This window comes from Bacteroides sp. 3_2_5 (assembly GCF_000159855.2).
GTDB lineage: Bacteria > Bacteroidota > Bacteroidia > Bacteroidales > Bacteroidaceae > Bacteroides > Bacteroides fragilis.
Genome location: NZ_JH636045.1, coordinates 170,256 through 187,356, shown reverse-complemented (window position 1 = coordinate 187,356; position 17,101 = coordinate 170,256). Strand labels below are relative to the sequence as shown.

11 protein-coding genes are annotated in these 17,101 nt (G+C 40.3%); 10 read left to right on the top strand and 1 reads right to left on the bottom strand.

The window, feature by feature from the left end:
* Position 1: 1 nt before the first annotated feature.
* Complete coding sequence (locus BSHG_RS04030) at positions 2 to 238, bottom strand: hypothetical protein (RefSeq protein WP_008660926.1); 237 nt, start codon at positions 236 to 238, stop codon at positions 2 to 4.
* Positions 239 to 1,089: 851 nt separating this feature from the next.
* On the opposite strand from BSHG_RS04030, the gene BSHG_RS04035 reads away from it, so the two are divergent.
* The 10 genes from BSHG_RS04035 (at position 1,090) to BSHG_RS04080 (ending at position 17,078) form a co-directional block, all read left to right on the top strand.
* The gene (locus BSHG_RS04035) at positions 1,090 to 1,686 is read left to right on the top strand and encodes an RNA polymerase sigma-70 factor (protein ID WP_008660925.1); all 597 of its coding nucleotides are present in this window, start codon (positions 1,090 to 1,092) and stop codon (positions 1,684 to 1,686) included.
* A gap of 215 nt (positions 1,687 to 1,901) precedes the next feature.
* Positions 1,902 to 2,927: a FecR family protein gene (locus tag BSHG_RS04040; RefSeq protein WP_008660924.1), complete on the top strand. Its 1,026-nt coding sequence runs from the start codon at positions 1,902 to 1,904 to the stop codon at positions 2,925 to 2,927.
* Between the two features lie 130 nt (positions 2,928 to 3,057).
* Positions 3,058 to 6,393: a TonB-dependent receptor gene (locus BSHG_RS04045; RefSeq protein ID WP_005788852.1), complete on the top strand. Its 3,336-nt coding sequence runs from the start codon at positions 3,058 to 3,060 to the stop codon at positions 6,391 to 6,393.
* A gap of 20 nt (positions 6,394 to 6,413) precedes the next feature.
* Positions 6,414 to 8,102 carry a RagB/SusD family nutrient uptake outer membrane protein gene (locus tag BSHG_RS04050; protein WP_008660922.1) on the top strand — a complete coding sequence of 563 codons (1,689 nt, stop codon included), beginning with the start codon at positions 6,414 to 6,416 and terminating at the stop codon, positions 8,100 to 8,102.
* A 171-nt stretch (positions 8,103 to 8,273) separates the two neighbouring features.
* Positions 8,274 to 10,859, top strand: a complete 2,586-nt coding sequence (locus tag BSHG_RS04055) for a glycoside hydrolase family 3 N-terminal domain-containing protein (RefSeq protein WP_008660920.1) — start codon at positions 8,274 to 8,276, stop codon at positions 10,857 to 10,859.
* Between the two features lie 13 nt (positions 10,860 to 10,872).
* Positions 10,873 to 12,123: a uroporphyrinogen decarboxylase family protein gene (locus BSHG_RS04060; RefSeq protein WP_005788846.1), complete on the top strand. Its 1,251-nt coding sequence runs from the start codon at positions 10,873 to 10,875 to the stop codon at positions 12,121 to 12,123.
* Between the two features lie 23 nt (positions 12,124 to 12,146).
* Complete coding sequence (locus tag BSHG_RS04065) at positions 12,147 to 12,782, top strand: corrinoid protein (protein WP_005788843.1); 636 nt, start codon at positions 12,147 to 12,149, stop codon at positions 12,780 to 12,782.
* A 1-nt stretch (position 12,783) separates the two neighbouring features.
* A complete protein-coding gene (locus BSHG_RS04070) occupies positions 12,784 to 13,467 on the top strand; it encodes a vitamin B12 dependent-methionine synthase activation domain-containing protein (protein ID WP_005788841.1) in 684 nt (227 codons plus the stop codon).
* Between the two features lie 8 nt (positions 13,468 to 13,475).
* A complete protein-coding gene (locus BSHG_RS04075; RefSeq protein WP_008660917.1) occupies positions 13,476 to 14,480 on the top strand; it encodes a methylcobamide--CoM methyltransferase in 1,005 nt (334 codons plus the stop codon).
* Between the two features lie 18 nt (positions 14,481 to 14,498).
* Positions 14,499 to 17,078 carry a glycoside hydrolase family 3 N-terminal domain-containing protein gene (locus tag BSHG_RS04080; RefSeq protein WP_008660916.1) on the top strand — a complete coding sequence of 860 codons (2,580 nt, stop codon included), beginning with the start codon at positions 14,499 to 14,501 and terminating at the stop codon, positions 17,076 to 17,078.
* Positions 17,079 to 17,101 lie beyond the last annotated feature (23 nt).

Here is a 17,101-nt window from a genome sequence, read left to right as displayed (position 1 = left end):
CTTATTCAAGTATCTGGATATTTTGTTGAGAAATAGTCAATATATGATTAATTGTGGTGGATAAATTATCTGTAATTTGTTTCATAGCATTTTGGGCATTAATTTCATTATTAAAAGTAATCAAAACCTTAGAAGAAACTTCATCAATAATGAAGAACTTATCTTTTTCTTCAACTAAAGATAAATGGATACTTTTTACTGGAACAAAATTCATAGGAAACTCTTTTTCTTTGCACATAACTAATTTGATTTAAAATTAAACAGTGTGACAAAGATAAACAAAAGTAGATAAAAATAATCATTTTTTTTTTTAATTATGTTTGAACGTTGTCTGATAACCAACACAAATGAATATTAAACATCTCTTTGTGTGGAGAAGAAACCTTCGTTCAATTCGATAAAACCACAAAGTTGGTATCCAGCATTTCTTAGTCTCATTACATTGCGAAGCTTGTGCATAAGCTCCTAAATTGGTTGATAACAACTATGACTCAATTATCTTTGCATTTCTAATGCTAAGAATGACTTTTTCATAGAAGTAAGAAAATGCATTGCAATGTATCAGTACATTATAGGGAGTTTAGTTCCATGCATAACAGTACCAGAGGTTAGTGTAGTTCTTTCTACACTGTCATTTATTTCTGTTCTTGTTCCAATAATGATGAACGCGCCCGCATTTTAAATAAATAATACCTTGTTTTTCTCTTTGTTTTTTGAGGTGTTTTTTGCAACTCTCTTCATCTAGAAACAAAACTCTTTTGTAAAGCTTAAAGCTAATTGGATTCATATCTGTTTCTTTTTTATTACAAAATAAATATACTAGCTATTTAAGTGTATCCCAGTATTTGGGGTGAAAGTCTAGAGGAGGTTAACAACTGTGTTTAGTATTCTCTAGCATAATTCCCTTTGCATAAATGAGATTAAATTGTTATCTTAATAGTTTGGGGAATTATGCGGATAGTCATATATTTTTTGTCTAACATTAATTTAATGAAATATTGATATGTGTTAAATAAATGTAAAGTGCGATTAGCGGTATATGAAAATATTAACTTTGTTCTTAGTTAAAGTATCACAATACCTTAAAATATGACTACTACTAGGATAAGCGAACAAATAATAGATGATATAAATGAAGGAAAAGAAAGTGCCTTTTCTGCTTTATATGATTGCTATTATAGTTATTTATGCGCTTATGCTACTACTTACGTATTCGATCCGGATGAGGCAAAGGAAATCGTTAATGATGTTTTTATGAATATCTGGAGCAGTAGAGGTCAGTTAAGTTTCCCTATTCATAATTACCTATTGCGAAGTGTACAGAATCGTTGTTTGAATTACATCCGTACTTTACATACACGAGAACGTGTGCTTGATGAGTATCGGGAGGAACTGATTGCTTTTCAGGAAGAATTCTGCAAAAATGATAATAACCCGTTGCAATTATTGGAGATAGAGGAACTGAAAAGTCAGGTTAACACGGTGATAGACTCTCTATCCGTAAAATGTCGCCTAGTTTTTGAAAAATACTTGTATGAAGGTATGTCTCCTCAGGAGATTGCTGATGAACAGGCCATATCGGTAAATACGGTGCGTGTTCATATCAAGAATGCGATGGATCATATTAAACTTCAATTGGGCCCTACTGCAGGCATACTGCTTTTGTTTCTTTACGGAAGGCTTTGAGTCAGTTCTTTATTCCCCTTGTTTGTTTTACGCATTACCCTACTCATCTCTCTAAGGAATATCATCTCCCACATGCCTATGTAGGAGAATGGGTAGGTATAGGAGAATCTAAAGTAGGTCGTTTATAGAATTTCTTGCAATTTATTTAAAAAAAGTTTCTTTAAGACTAAATGTTTCCATATCGAGATGTGTATTATATATAAACGAACATGGAAATGATGGAAAAGAAACTTGATACTTTTGAAGAATTGATGCTTGATTTTCTGGCAGGAAAACTGTCGGAGGATGGAGAACGGAAGCTACTTCATTTTCTGCAGTCGGATATTTCTTATCAGCAGAGATATAAAGAAATGGCACGGACACGGGCTAAATCGTTTATCGGTAAGTTTGAACAGGAAAAACAAGCTGACTATGAGGCTTTGTCTGTGAAATTAGGAATAAAGAAGAAATCGGAAAAGAAAAGGATACCGTTGTGGAGTACTTTCTCGCAAGTAGCTGCTATTGCTTTATTGATTCTTACTACTTCTATTGCAGGTTATTATATATATAATGATGTAGCCGAATCGAATCAGGAAATGGCTTTGTGTCAAATGGAAGTACCTTTAGGATCGCAGACCAAAGTGATTTTGCCGGATGGTTCGGTCGTTTGTCTGAATTCCGGTTCCGTGTTGAAGTATGATCCTGCTTTTCTCCGTAAAAAGAACCGGGAAGTCTATTTGATAGGTGAAGGATATTTTGAAGTACAAAAGAATCCGGAGAAACCTTTTATTGTTCATGCCGATGATATAAATGTCAAAGTACTCGGTACGGTTTTTAATGTGCGTTCTTATCCGGAAGATTCTGAAATAGAAGTCAGTCTGATAAAAGGAAAAGTAAATGTATTCTCCACTTCCGAAACCCGGGACAATGTGATTCTTGCCCCCGATGAACAGTTGACGTATGATAAGAGAAGCGGTAAAATGAACCATCATCATGTAGATGCTTTACAAACTTCACAATGGACTACCGGTCGTTTGAGTTTTGTCAATGCATCAGTACCTGAAATAATGAAAGCTATCGAGCGTAAGTATGATGTGCGGATTGTTATCCACAGTAAATATCTGGATAAAGAGGTCTTCTCAGGAAGTATTAGCCCTAAACTTACGGTTGAAGAAATACTGGACTATATGGATGTCGACAATAAATATAGCTGGAGTCGGAGTGGTAATGTGATTACTATTACCGATAAGTTAATCAAGTAGTAACCTTCAAAAAGAATATTATGGAAAACTGTACGTAAAAAAACAAAAATCGGAGATACATATTGGGGTATGTCCTCCGATTCCGAATTTAAGTTATCTTTTAAGAAAATCTTTAAATCAGTACAAATGTATGAAAAAAAAATGTTTTTATAGCGGAATGACATATTTATTTTGTCATTCCGGAGCTAATCTTTTGTTGGTAAGAACACAGATTTTGCTTTTCTTTTTTGTTTTTCTTTTGCCTCTCTCAGGTGTTGCTTCACCCTTACAAGAGATTAGGATTACTATTCAGCAAAAAAATGTACCGTTAAGTAAAGTATTTAAAGAAATAGAGGAGAAAACAGATTGTTCTTTTCTGATTCGAAACAATGATGTAAATACTAATGAGAAAGTATCGATTGATGCCAAGAATAAGACTGTTGCCGAAATTTTGGGGATACTTTTTGATGGTAAGGGTATCAAATATGAAGTAAACGGCAAGCGTATTTCTGTATATAAAGCTGTCCGGCAGCACACCATTGGAGGCAAACGTAAAGTGACCGGACAAGTAACGGATAATATGGAAGAAGCTGTCATTGGTGCTTCTGTCTTTGTAATGGGAGCTTCCAATGGTACTATTACGGATATGAATGGGCATTTTTCGTTGGAATTACCTGATGATAATGCGAAGTTACAGGTGAGTTATATTGGCTATAAGACACAAGTAATTAATGTGGGGAATAAATCGTCGGTAAATATTGTATTGGTAGAAGATTCAAAGGCATTGGAAGAAGTGGTGGTGGTAGGCTATGGAACACAAAAGAAAGTGAACCTGACAGGAGCCGTTGAGACTGTAAAGTCCGATAGACTTGCCAATAAACCGGTTACTTCTATTGCCTCTGCATTGACAGGTGAAGCTGCTGGTGTTACTGTCACGCAGAATTCTGGTCAACCCGGACCTAATCAAGGTACGGTACGTGTTCGTGGTATTGGTACTTGGGGGGATGCATCTCCTTTGGTTTTGGTGGATGGAGTATCCATGAGCTTAAATGATGTGATTCCGAGTGAGGTGGAATCAGTGTCTGTGTTGAAAGATGCTGCGTCAGCTGCTATTTATGGTTCACGGGCTGCTAATGGTGTTATCTTGATTACTACAAAGAAGGGTAAAGAAGGGAAACTTACTTTTAACTATTCAGGTAATGTAGGTTTCCAGTTTGCGACAAGGGTACCGGAGTCGGTAACTTCTTGGCAGTATGCCGAGCTTTATAATCAAATGCAATATAATGAAGGAAAAAGTTCCTCTTTGTTTCCTCAGGATCGAATAGACCGGATGAAAGCAGGTGGTGATCCTGACAAGTTGGAAGGTAATACGGATTGGTATGACGAATTACTCCGTTCGGGTGCCCCACAACATAATCATCAATTAACTGTATCCGGAGGTAGTGATAAGATAACCTATATGATCTCAGCCGGTTATTCCGATCAACAGGGTATTATTCCTTCTACAGATTATGAACGTTACAATCTTCGTGTTAATACCACCTCCAAACTTACTTCTTGGCTGAAGTTGGATGTGAATATGGCATATTTAAATAGTACTCAAGAAGAGTCTGCAGCAGGAGCAGCTGAGGCTTATCGTAGAACGATGCGTGCATTGCCTTATTTGCCTGTTCAATTCTCAGATGGTACTTATTCTTATGATGCTGCACCTTCCAATCCTGTACGTATGGTGAACGGAGATTATGGGATGAGAAGAAAGAACAATGACTGTATGACATTGTTGATTGCTCCTGAAATTAATATTTTGGACGGTCTTAATATCAGGGGTACTTTTGGGTATGAATCAAATATATATAAAGAAAAAATATTTAATAAAACAGTTACTTACGGAAGTTTTGAGCCTGCAGGACAGAGTGGACTTACAGAAGTTTCCCGTAATAAACAAACTGACCGTTGGGATCAATACCGCAACTTGACTGCTAATGTCACAGCTTCTTATGAGAAAACAATCGGTAAACATGATTTCAAGGTAATGGCAGGTGGTTCTTTGGAAACATTTAAGTGGGCTTATACGAAAGCCTCACGAATGGATTTTCCAAATGATGATTTTGGTGAAATCAATGCCGGGGATGCTACTACGGCAGCAGCAGAAGGTAATTCCACTTATTCTGCATTGGCTTCGCTTTTCGGACGTGCTAACTATGTATATGCTGATCGTTACCTGTTTGAATTTACTGCTCGTTATGATGGTTCTTCCAAGTTTGCACGTGGACATCGTTGGGGATTCTTCCCTTCTGTATCTGCTGGCTGGCGTATATCTGAGGAAGCTTTCTTTGAACCTTTGAAGAAACACGTGCAGAATCTAAAACTAAGAGCGTCATGGGGAGAACTCGGTAATCAACGAATCAATGATTATCAGTTTATTTCGAATGTCGGTAATGGTGGAAGTTATCTTTTTGGAGGTACCCCTATTATCGGTTATAAAGAGGCCTTGATGGGGAATGAAATAATTACTTGGGAGTCTTCTCGTAATTTGGATTTCGGTATTGATTTTGCTTTGTTTGATAACAGGCTGCAAACCACTTTTGACTGGTACTGCCGGACAACTTCGGATATTTTGTTAAACTTGGAAGCTCCGGGTGCATTGGGAATTAAACCTGCTATGGAAAACGCTGGTAAAATGGAGAATAAAGGATGGGATTTGACTGTAAGTTGGCGTTCGAACATAGGGAAAGATTTTAAATACAATATAGGATTCAATCTGTCTGATGTAAAGAATAAAGTGATTGATTTGAGAGGATATAAATCTTCAACTACCGAATTGACTGCTAAGATAGAAGGGCAACCGTTGAATGCAATCTTTGGTTTCGAGACTTTAGGTATTTGTGACAATCAAGAGTTATATGACAAATATGCTCCGATGATGCAGAAATACAATCCTAAATGGGGGATGGGTGATATTATTATTAAGGACCGGACGGGAGAAGGTGTAATTAATGATGAAGATAGAACTGTTATTGGAAATTCTATTCCTCGTTTTACTTTTGGATTGAATTTGGGATTTGAGTACAAAGGCTTCGATTTCTCTTGCTTTTTTCAAGGGGTAGGTAAAGCCGATGGATATGTAACAATGGAAGCTATTCAGCCAATGGGGATTAATGGAGCGCGCAAAGAACATTATAAAGAGTCTTTCAATCCGCAGGATCCTAAGCCGGGGGCTTATTTCCCACGTATTCTGTCCAGTGATTATAATTACGCTTACATGTCTCACTGGGTACAGGATGCTTCCTATATTCGTTTAAAGAACCTGCAGATCGGTTACTCTTTCAAAATAAAGGGGCTCAACCAATTGCGTGTATATGCTTCGGGAGAGAATTTGTTCACGGCTACCAAATACCGTACTTGGGACCCTGAAACTCCGGTTGGTGCAAGAGGATTTTATCCTAATGTAGCAGTTTATTCAATGGGAGTGAATCTTAATTTTTAAACCTTAAATGATTTATAGATATGAATAAAATAGCTTATATGACCTGTGTTTTGAGCTTGGCTTTTACTATGCAGGCATGCGATGATTTTCTGGATTCTTTTCCACAGGATACAGTTACAAATGAAAACTTTTGGAAAAGTAAAGAGGATGCAGACAAGGTGTTAGTAGATATTTATGCATCACTACTTCCTAAAGATGCCATCTTTTTTGATGAGGCTATGTCTGATAATGCCTATCTGGTATGGGATTGGTGGGGAGGTGCTCAACAAGTGGCAAACGGTTCTTATACAACAAGTGGCGAGATACCTACTAATAGATGGAATGGTAGCTATGAAGTTATCCGTAAATGTTGGTTTTTACTTGAGGGTATTGAAAAGATTGAGGATATATCAGAGCAAGATAAAAATAAGATAATAGGTGAAACCTACTTTATGTTAGCCTATAATTACTATGTTTTGACAAGTTATTTTGGCGATGTTCCTCTGGTGACTGAAACACTGGCTATTCCTGAAAGCAAACAACTCGTTCGCACTCCCAAAGCGGAAGTAGTGGATTATGCCATTAACAAGTTGAAAGAGGCTGCCGTAATGCTGGAAGGGCTTTCACAAGAGAAAGGTAGAGTTACGGCAGATGCTTGCAGATTTTTGATTGCCCGTATGTATTTGTATAACGGTGACTATTCGAATGTATTGGAAACTGTTAAACTATTGGAGGGTAAATATCAATTATACAGGGAAGGTGATACACCTTATGAAGATTTATTTTCAGGTGTTGCAGAAAATAGTTGTGAAGTAATATTGAGTGTAGTTTGTGATAAAAGAGTTGGAGAAATTTATACTTCCCACGGTGGTAATGGAATCATGCTGTTAAAGGGCATCACCGGTGAGGATCCTTATCGGGGAGTTACGCCTTCAGGTTCGTTGGTTGATGCTTATCCTATGGCAGACGGACGATTGATTCATGAAGCCGGTTCTTCCTATGATCCGAAAAAACCTTATGAAGGTAGGGATCCGCGTTTTTATCAGTCTATTGTATATCCTACCGGACAGATAAAATATCTGGATGTAGAAACTGGTACTGTCAAAGAACGGTTATATGATCCGGAAGATCCTACTACCGTACCTGAACACCAGTATAATTACTCTCAGCCTTCGGCTACCGGATATATGTGGAACAAATACATTGACTACTCTGTCTATGCCATGAACTCCGTGTGGGACTGCACTAATGATATTATTGTGTTCCGTTATGCGGATGTGTTATTGATGAAAGCAGAAGCTTTATTGCAAACGAAAGGAGAAAGTGCAAAAGAGGAAGTATGCAATCTGATAGATCAATTACGTGATCGTTGTTCCTGTGGTAGAGTACACCGTGAAAATTATAACTCAAAAGACGAGTTGATGGAGTTATTGAAAAATGAACGCCGTATTGAGTTAGCCAATGAAGGACTTCGTTATATGGATCTTATCCGTTGGAAAGATGCTGAAAAGAATACGATTGTTACAGGGGTAGGACTAACCGGGCAGATGTATGGTGCATATATGCGTAAAGATGGAGTTGGCAAGGACGACAAAACTGTGGATGTTGACAATACTCCTCGTCGTTATATCGAAACGCGTTATTTTAATGCATCTAAAGGGTATCTGTTCCCAATACCTCAAAAAGAACGAGATCTGAATCCGAACTTAACTCAAAATCCGAATTGGTAACTTCCGTTTTCCGATTTTATTAAATTTTTAGGTTTTCAGGATACAACTACTTATAGAAGTGGTTGGCTGACTATTACGTAGTGGCTCTACAGCCACTACGTGGTAGCTCAGTATCTGTTCCGTAGTAGTTTAGAGATTTTTTAAGTAGTTATTAAATTAAACAAACGATCAATGAAGAATTATATATTCACAGCAGTATTACTGTTTTTAACCATCAGTTTATCGGCGCAACCCATCCCTAAATATAAAGATGCCTCACAGCCGATAGAAGTAAGAGTGCAGGACTTGTTGAGTCGTATGACCATAGAAGAAAAGGTTGCCCAATTACGTCATATCCATGAAGGCAGTATCCTGAATGATGACCATACTTTGAATTTGGAAAAGATGAAAAACATCATCGGTACATTGGGCTGGGGGGCTGTCGAAGGACTTACTTTAGAGGGGATCGAGATGGCTCGTTATACCTATCAGATTCAAAAGCACTGTATCGAAAATACCCGCTTGGGTATTCCAATCTTTACTATCTCTGAGTCACTTCATGGGGCCGTGCAGGGTGGGGCTACTATTTTCCCACAAGCTGTAGCGTTAGGGAGTACCTTTAATCCTGATTTGGCTTATCAGATGACAAAAGCTATTTCGGGTGAGTTGAATGCGATGGGTGTGAACCATGTGTTATCTCCTACTATTGATGTGATACGTGAACTGCGTTGGGGACGTGTGGAAGAGAGTTTCGGTGAAGATCCATTCCTGGTATCCCAGATGGGAGTGCATGAGATAAACGGATATATTGACGGGGGAATTTCGCCTATGCTCAAGGTATTCGGTCCCCATGGGGTGCCAACTTCCGGATTGAATTTAGCTTCTACCGAAGCCAACGAAAGAGATTTGAGAGAGGTTTTCCTAAAACCTTATGAAGTAGCCGTTAAGCAAACGGGTGTGAATTCTGTAATGACTGCCTACAATTCTACCAACCGCATACCCAATACAGCATCGAAATGGCTGTTGACAGATTTATTACGTACGGAATGGGGATTCAAAGGATATACCTATTCCGATTGGGGGGCGGTGTCTATGTTATATGGTTTTCATAAAGTAGCTTCCAATGTTAATGAGGCGGTTAAGATGGCACTGATGGCAGGTACCGACTTGGAAGCCTCAAGTGATTGCTATGCCAATATACCTGCTATGGTACGTTTGGGTGAATTGGACGTGAAATATGTGGATTTAGCTTGTTCCAGAGTGCTTTATGCCAAGTTCAAAGCAGGCCTGTTTGAAAACCCTTATGGACTTCCTATCGAAGAATACGAAAAAAAGGTGCGTACAAAGGAGAATGTTGCTTTGTCTCGCAGGATATCGGAAGAGAGTGTGGTAATGGTTAAAAATGAAGGTAATCTGTTACCGCTCGATATGAAGAAGCTGAAATCTGTTGCTGTTATCGGCCCTAATGCCAATCAGGTGCAGTTTGGTGACTATACCTGGAGCCGTAATAATAAGGATGGGATTACCCCGTTGCAGGGAATACAGAATCTCGTTGGTAATAAACTGGCTGTTCATCATGTTGTAGGTTGTGATTTGGTATCCGATGATAAGTCGGGGTTTGCAGATGCCGTGGCTACTGCCAAGAAGTCGGATGTGGTATTTTTGTTTGTAGGCTCTGCCAGTGCTTCATTGGCGCGCGATTATAGCAATTGTACTTGTGGTGAAGGGTATGATCTGACTGATTTGAATCTGACCGGTGTGCAGGGTGATTTGGTGAAGGAGATTTATGCGACCGGGAAACCAGTGGTCTTGATTTTGGTAACCGGACGCCCTTTCTCCATTACCTGGGAAAAGGAACATATTCCGGCTATCCTGTTCCAATGGTATGGTGGCGAAAGAGAAGGGGAAGTGATTGCCGATGTGTTGTTTGGCAAAGTCAATCCTTCGGGCAGCCTCTGCTACTCCATACCGCAGAGTGTCGGCCATTTACCTATACATTACAATCGTTTGCCTTCGGATAAGGGTATCTATCGTTCACCGGGTACCATTAACAAGCCGGGCCGTGACTATGTGTTCTCAACTCCCGAACCCTTGTGGCCGTTCGGTTATGGTCTGAGTTATTCCGACTTTGAATACAGTGACTTCTGTTTCGACAAAGAAAATTACGGATTGACTGATACCGTACGTATTCAGGTAAATGTGAAAAACAAGAGTGCCATTGAGGGTAAGTCAACTGTACAGGTATATGTGAGAGACCTGGCCGGCAGTGTGGTCATGCCGATGAAGCAACTGAAAGGCTTTTCCAAGGTTACGGTTCCTGCCTATGGAAGTACGCTTGCCGAAATCTCTGTACCTGTGAGTGAATTGGGGTTGTATGATATGAATATGCGCTATGTGGTAGAACCGGGAGATTTTGACTTTATGATCGGCACTTCTTCTGACAGTATTTGTTTCAAGAAGACTATTCATGTGGGAGAAGTGGACGCTAAGGCAGAAAGAGTTTCTTCCGCAGCTTCTAAGGAAACGCAAACGGTTAAGACCGGCAAGAAGATGATTGTAAAAGGAGTGGTACGTGATGTACAGGCTAAGACATTGGACGGTGTGAAAGTGTCTGTGAAAGGCAGAAAAGGGAGTGTGATAACCAATGGGAAAGGTGAATATTCCATTGAAGCTACTTCTGCAAGTGTATTGGTTTTCAGTAGGAAGGGATATGATATGCAGGAAGTGGAAGTGAACTCGCAAAAAACACTTAATATAACTTTGTTGAACAAGATTTAAAATCAAGAATATTATGAGTACATCAAGAGATAGAGTCAGACAGGCTCTGAGTCATCAGGGTAGTGATCGTATTCCGGTTGACTTCGGAGCTACAGCCGTAACCGGCATTCACTGCCGGGTAGTGGAGGCTTTACGCAAGCATTACGGATTGTCTTATAAACCGGTAAAGATTGTCGATACCTTCCAGATGTTGGGTGAGGTGGACAGGGATTTGGCCGATGCAATGGGAGTGGATTGTATTGGAGTAGGAGGTACAAGAGATATCTTTGACCATGACACAGAATGCATGCATGAGCAAGTCACACCGTGGGGGCAGAAAGTGTTGGTGCCGATACAACTCGACTTGACTCAGGATAAGGAAGGAGATGTTTATGTATATGCAGGAGGAGATAAAAACTATCCTCCGAGTGCAGTTATGCCGAACGGTTGTTTCTTTATCAATGCCATCGAAAGGCAGCAGCCGATTGATGAAGATAAACTGAATCCTATGGACAATCTGGAAGAGTTTAACTCCATTACCGATGAAGAATTGGATGCCTACAAGAAAAAAGTGAATGAAGCATCTGCCACCGGCAGGGCAGTGGTAGCCAGTTTCGGTGGCACTGCATTGGGGGATGTTGCTTTTGTACCCGGTATGGGGCTAAAAGAACCGAAGGGTATCCGCAGTGTGGTGGAGTGGTATATGTCCACTGTGATGCGTCAGGAATACTTACACGAAATATTTAGAAGACAGACGGACATCGCCATCGCAAACTATGAGAAATTGTGGGCGGTATTGGGTGATAAAGTGGATGTGGTATTAACCTGTGGTACGGACTTCGGTTCTCAAGAGTCGCAATTCTGCTCAGTGGAGGTTTTTAATGAGCTTTGGCTGCCTCATTATCGGCGTATGAACGACTGGATTCATGAACATACTACCTGGAAAGTTTTCAAACATTCCTGTGGTGCTATTGTGCCTATTTTGCCGGGACTGATTGAAGCCGGTTTTGACATTATCAATCCGGTGCAGATTAATGCTAAGGATATGGATTCCGGAATGTTGAAGAGGGAGTTTGGAAGCCATCTTACCTTTTGGGGAGGTGGAGTCGATACTCAGAAGATGTTGCCTTTCGGTACTCCGGATGAGATTCGCAGGCATGTTCTCGGACAATGCGAAATCTTGGGAAAGGATGGCGGTTTTGTATTTAACTCAGTACATAATATTCAGGCTAATGTGCCGGTCGAGAATGTAATAGCAATGCTTGATGCTTTAAAGACTGTATGAACCACTGATAAAAATAAAAGATCATGAACTTGACAGATTTATATGATGCGATTTTAAATGGCAAACTTGACAGAGCCGTTGCAGTAACCAATGAAGCAATCTCCGAAGGAGTACTTCCGAACGAAATTATTACTAATTACATGATTAAGGCAATGGAAGAGATTGGTAATCGCTTTGAGGCGGGAAAAGTGTTTGTTCCTAATTTGCTGATGAGTGCACGTGCCATGAAAGGTGCACTGGATATTCTGAAACCGTTATTACAGGGAGAGACTGATGCCTATGTCGGTAAAATTGTTATTGGAACCGTGAAAGGGGACTTGCATGATATAGGCAAGAATCTTGTGGCTTCTATGTTCGAAGGTTGTGGATTTGAAGTTGTCAATTTGGGAGTGGATGTTTCCAGTGAGAAGTTTGTAGAAGCTGCCCGTACAAACAATGCAGATATCATATGTATGTCTGCACTGCTGACTACTACTATGAATTATATGAAGGTAGTAGTAGATGACTTGAAGACGGCAGGATTGTATGGAAAAGTAAAAGTGATGGTGGGGGGCGCTCCGATCAATGAGGCTTTTGCACATTCGATAGGGGCTGATGCATATACAAGCAATGCTAATGCAGCGGTGATAATGGCGAAGAAACTGATAGGAGCGGCTTGATATGGATTTCCGCTATAAAGAGCTTTCATGGAAAGACATTTGTCTGGACTGGGATGACTTTGTTTTTTCTCTGGGTAAAGGTTACAAGATGGAAGGTGAAGTATTGACCATGTTCTCCGCTTTGGAAAGAGAAGTGACTCAATTTTGTAAACCTCGTTGGGGATATCGTGTCTTTTCATTGGATGCTTTCGATAAATCTCGGATTATATTGAATGGATGCCGGTTACAGACAGGACGCATTATCACTCCTTATCTGGAGAATGCGGAGTTATGTGCCCTGTTTGTGGCTACAGCCGGTGAGGAATTTGAACGATTTCAACAGACTGTCAAAAAATCAGGGCAGATTGTTGAGGAGTTCCTGCTGGATGCATTAGGTTCGGCCATTGCTGAGGCTACTGTGAGGGAGGCGTGCAAAGCAATAGAAAAGGAGTTCGGGGCGAAAGGATTGGGAATAAGCTATCCTTATAGCCCCGGCTATTGTGGATGGAAAGTCTCTGATCAGCAGATTCTCTTTTCATTGCTTCCCAATCAGCCTTGTGGAGTCAGCCTGACTGCCTCTTCATTAATGTGCCCTATTAAATCGGTGAGTGGAGTGGTGGGAATCGGTAGACAGATGACCAGGCAGAAATACGGTTGTGAGTTGTGCGGGAAAAAAGACTGTTATAAAAATAGATTAAATAAATGATGTAAGATATGAATGTAGATGAATGGATAGAGTATATAATAGTGTCGGATAAAAAGGTTGCATTACCTATTATGACCCATCCCGGCATTGAACTGCTAAATAAAAGAGTTCTGGATGCAGTAACCGATGGTGAAGTTCATTTTAAGGCAGTTGAAGCTTTAAATATGAACTATCCACAGTCGGCAGCTTGTACGGTCATTATGGACCTGACGGTAGAGGCGGAAGCTTTTGGTGCACAGATTCAGTTTAGTGAGAATGAAGTACCCAATGTTATAGGGCGCTTGGTGAGTAATTATGAAGAGGTCGTCGGATTGAAAATTCCTACACTGGATATAGCTCGTATTCCGCAATATTTGGAGGTAAACCGTTTAGCTGCGAAAGGATTGGATAAACCGGTTTTGGGAGGTTGCATTGGACCGTATTCTCTTGCAGGTCGCCTGTTTGACATGACGGAAATAATGATGGCTATTTACACAGAGCCTGAAACGGCTTTGCTGTTATTGGATAAATGCACTCAATTCATTACCCAATATTGCCGTGCCATCAAAGATTGTGGCTCTGCCGGAGTTATAATTGCAGAACCGGCGGCAGGGTTGTTGTCCAATGAAGATTGTATGCAGTATTCCTCTGTATTTGTCAAACGAATCGTCGAAGAGGTCCAGGATAGTCATTTTGCAGTTATATTGCATAATTGCGGTAATATGGGGCAATGTACTCAGGCTATGGTTGCTACGGGGGCTAAAGGATATCATTTTGGAAATAAAATAGATATGCTTGCTGCTCTGGAAGAATGTCCTTCGAATGCGTTGGTTATGGGTAATCTGGATCCGGTTGGAATTTTCAAACAAGCCACTGCGGAGGAGGTGTATCGGCAAACCTATACTTTGTTGCAAAAAACCACAGCTTATCCTAATTTCGTGATATCTACAGGTTGCGATGTACCTCCTGAGATTCCATTGGATAATATTCGCGCGTTTTATGAAGCGGTAAAAGATTATAATCAAAAACAATAATAAATAAATCGGTGTATCATGAAAAAACTAATATTTCTTTCATTGATGGCAATATGCTTTTGTGTCCGTCTTTATGCACAAACCAATTTTAAATATAAGAATGCTTCACTACCTGTAGAGGTAAGGGTACAGGATCTGTTAAGCAGGATGACATTAGAGGAAAAAATTGCTCAAATGCGCCATATTCATGCTTATTCAATCATGGAGAATGGAAAACTGAATGAGGAAAAACTGGAGAAAATGATTGGTGGGCAGAACTATGGGTTCATAGAAGGTATTACCTTGCCCGGAAAGGAATGTCTGACCTTGATGAATGAAGTACAGAAATATATGCGCGAGAAGCCCCGGTTGGGTATCCCTGTATTCACGTTGACTGAATCTCTACATGGCTCTGTACACGACGGATCTACTATTTTTCCACAAGCCATCGCATTGGGAAGTACATTTAATCCTATACTGGCTTACGAAATGACTTCTGCCATAGCAAAAGAGTTGTCGGCACAAGGTATCACGCAATCTTTAACTCCCGTCATCGATGTCTGCCGTGATTTGCGTTGGGGACGAGTGGAAGAATGTTTCGGTGAAGATCCTTTTCTGGTGTCGCGTATGGGGGTATCGCAAGTGAGAGGTTATCTTGATAATCAAGTATCACCAATGATCAAGCACTTCGGTGCCCATGGTACTCCTCAGGGAGGATTGAATCTTGCTTCTGTATCGTGCGGACAGCGGGAGTTACTTTCCATCTATTTGAAAACTTTTGAAACTGTAGTAAAAGAAGCTAAACCTTGGGCGGTGATGTCCTCATATAATTCTTGGAACAATGAACCTAATTCTTCTTCCCACTATCTGATGACGGAACTTTTACGTGACCGGTGGGACTTTCAAGGATATGTTTATTCCGATTGGGGAGCGATAGGTATGCTGAACTATTTTCATAAAACGGCACAAAACAGTGCAGAAGCTGCTATTCAGGCATTAACGGCCGGACTGGATGCCGAAGCTTCAGACAATAGTTACGCTGAGCTTCAGCAATTGGTGGAGAACGGAATGTTGGATGTGAAGTATATTGACCAAGCAGTGGCTCGTATTTTAACGGCCAAGTTTAATATGGGACTGTTTGAATACCCATTACCAATGGAAAAGAACTATGATAAAGTAGTGCATGCTCCTGCCCATGTGTCATTGGCTCGTAAGATTGCTGAAGAATCAATCGTTCTTTTACAGAACGAAAACAATATCTTGCCCTTACAAATGAATAAATTGAAATCCATAGCTGTGATAGGTCCTAATGCTGATCAGGTACAGTTTGGGGATTATACATGGAGTCGTGACAATAAGGACGGGGTTACATTACTTGAAGCCCTGAAAGAAAGAGTCAGTAATCAGTTGACATTGAATTATGCCAAGGGATGTGATTTGGTTACGGATGATTGTTCGGGATTTAAAGAAGCGGTGGATGTGGCAAAGAAAAGTGATGTTTGTATTGTTGTTGTCGGTTCGGCAAGTGCTTCTTTGGCTCGTGATTATAGTAATGCCACTTGTGGGGAAGGTTTTGATTTAAGTGACTTGACCTTGACAGGTGTACAGGAAGATTTGGTGGAGGCCATTCATGCTACAGGTAAACCGGTAATTGTTGTTCTATTATCCGGAAAGCCTTTTGCAATGTCTTGGATAAAGGAAAATATACCGGGGATTGTAGTACAGTGGTATCCCGGTGAACAAGGTGGACTAGCCCTTGCAGACATGCTTTTGGGTAAGGTTAATCCATCGGGAAAATTGAATTATTCTTTTCCGCAAAGTGTAGGACATCTACCTTGTTATTATAACTATTTGCCTACAGATAAGGGCTTCTACCGCTCACCGGGCAGTAAGAATAAACCCGGTAAAGATTATGTGTTCTCTTCGCCGAAAGCATTGTGGGCATTCGGCCACGGATTGAGCTATACAGACTTTGAATATCTTTCTGCCACTACCTCCAAAGAAGATTACGCTTGTGAAGATGTGATTGAGGTGACGATAGCAATTCGCAACACAGGCGATTACGACGGTCTGGAAGTGCCGCAGGTTTACGTGCGTGATATGGTTTCCAGTGTCGTGATGCCTGTTCAGGAACTGAAGGGTTTTGAGAAAGTGCTTATTAAGAAAGGAGAAACGAAGCAAGTGATAATTAAGATTCCCGTGTCAGAACTGGCCCTCTACAACAAGGAGATGAAAAAAGTGGTTGAACCGGGTGCTTTTGAGTTACAGATAGGCCGTGCATCAGATGATATTCGCATTAAGAAAGTGATAACGGTAGAGCGTGCATCCGAGAAATACATTCCTACTTTGAGGGACAAGGAGAAAAAAGTGTCTTCAACAAAGAATATGACAGCTACACCGGTAGTGGTAAAGGGAACCATACGGGATGTACAAGCAAACCTGTTGCCTCAAGTAACTGTCAAAGTTGGGAAAGAAGAAGTTGTCACAAACTCAAAGGGAGAATATTCTATTCGTGCCATGTCCACCGATACTTTAATTGTGAGTGGAAGTAAGTTCAAAACTGAACATATTTCTATCGAAGGAAGGCAGGTAATCAATATAAGAATGTTGAATCGATAATTTTTTATTATGTGTCTAAACAT

Excerpts from the sequence above, each read along its gene's own strand:
- BSHG_RS04035 (WP_008660925.1), top strand. The coding sequence starts at position 1,090 with ATGACTACTACTAGGATAAGCGAACAAATAATAGATGATATAAATGAA.
- BSHG_RS04050 (WP_008660922.1), top strand. The coding sequence starts at position 6,414 with ATGAATAAAATAGCTTATATGACCTGTGTTTTGAGCTTGGCTTTTACT.
- BSHG_RS04055 (WP_008660920.1), top strand. The coding sequence starts at position 8,274 with ATGAAGAATTATATATTCACAGCAGTATTACTGTTTTTAACCATCAGT.
- BSHG_RS04065 (WP_005788843.1), top strand. The coding sequence starts at position 12,147 with ATGAACTTGACAGATTTATATGATGCGATTTTAAATGGCAAACTTGAC.
- BSHG_RS04030 (WP_008660926.1), bottom strand. The coding sequence starts at position 238 with ATGTGCAAAGAAAAAGAGTTTCCTATGAATTTTGTTCCAGTAAAAAGT.
- BSHG_RS04040 (WP_008660924.1), top strand. The coding sequence starts at position 1,902 with ATGATGGAAAAGAAACTTGATACTTTTGAAGAATTGATGCTTGATTTT.
- BSHG_RS04045 (WP_005788852.1), top strand. The coding sequence starts at position 3,058 with ATGAAAAAAAAATGTTTTTATAGCGGAATGACATATTTATTTTGTCAT.
- BSHG_RS04075 (WP_008660917.1), top strand. The coding sequence starts at position 13,476 with ATGAATGTAGATGAATGGATAGAGTATATAATAGTGTCGGATAAAAAG.
- BSHG_RS04060 (WP_005788846.1), top strand. The coding sequence starts at position 10,873 with ATGAGTACATCAAGAGATAGAGTCAGACAGGCTCTGAGTCATCAGGGT.
- BSHG_RS04080 (WP_008660916.1), top strand. The coding sequence starts at position 14,499 with ATGAAAAAACTAATATTTCTTTCATTGATGGCAATATGCTTTTGTGTC.
- BSHG_RS04070 (WP_005788841.1), top strand. The coding sequence starts at position 12,784 with ATGGATTTCCGCTATAAAGAGCTTTCATGGAAAGACATTTGTCTGGAC.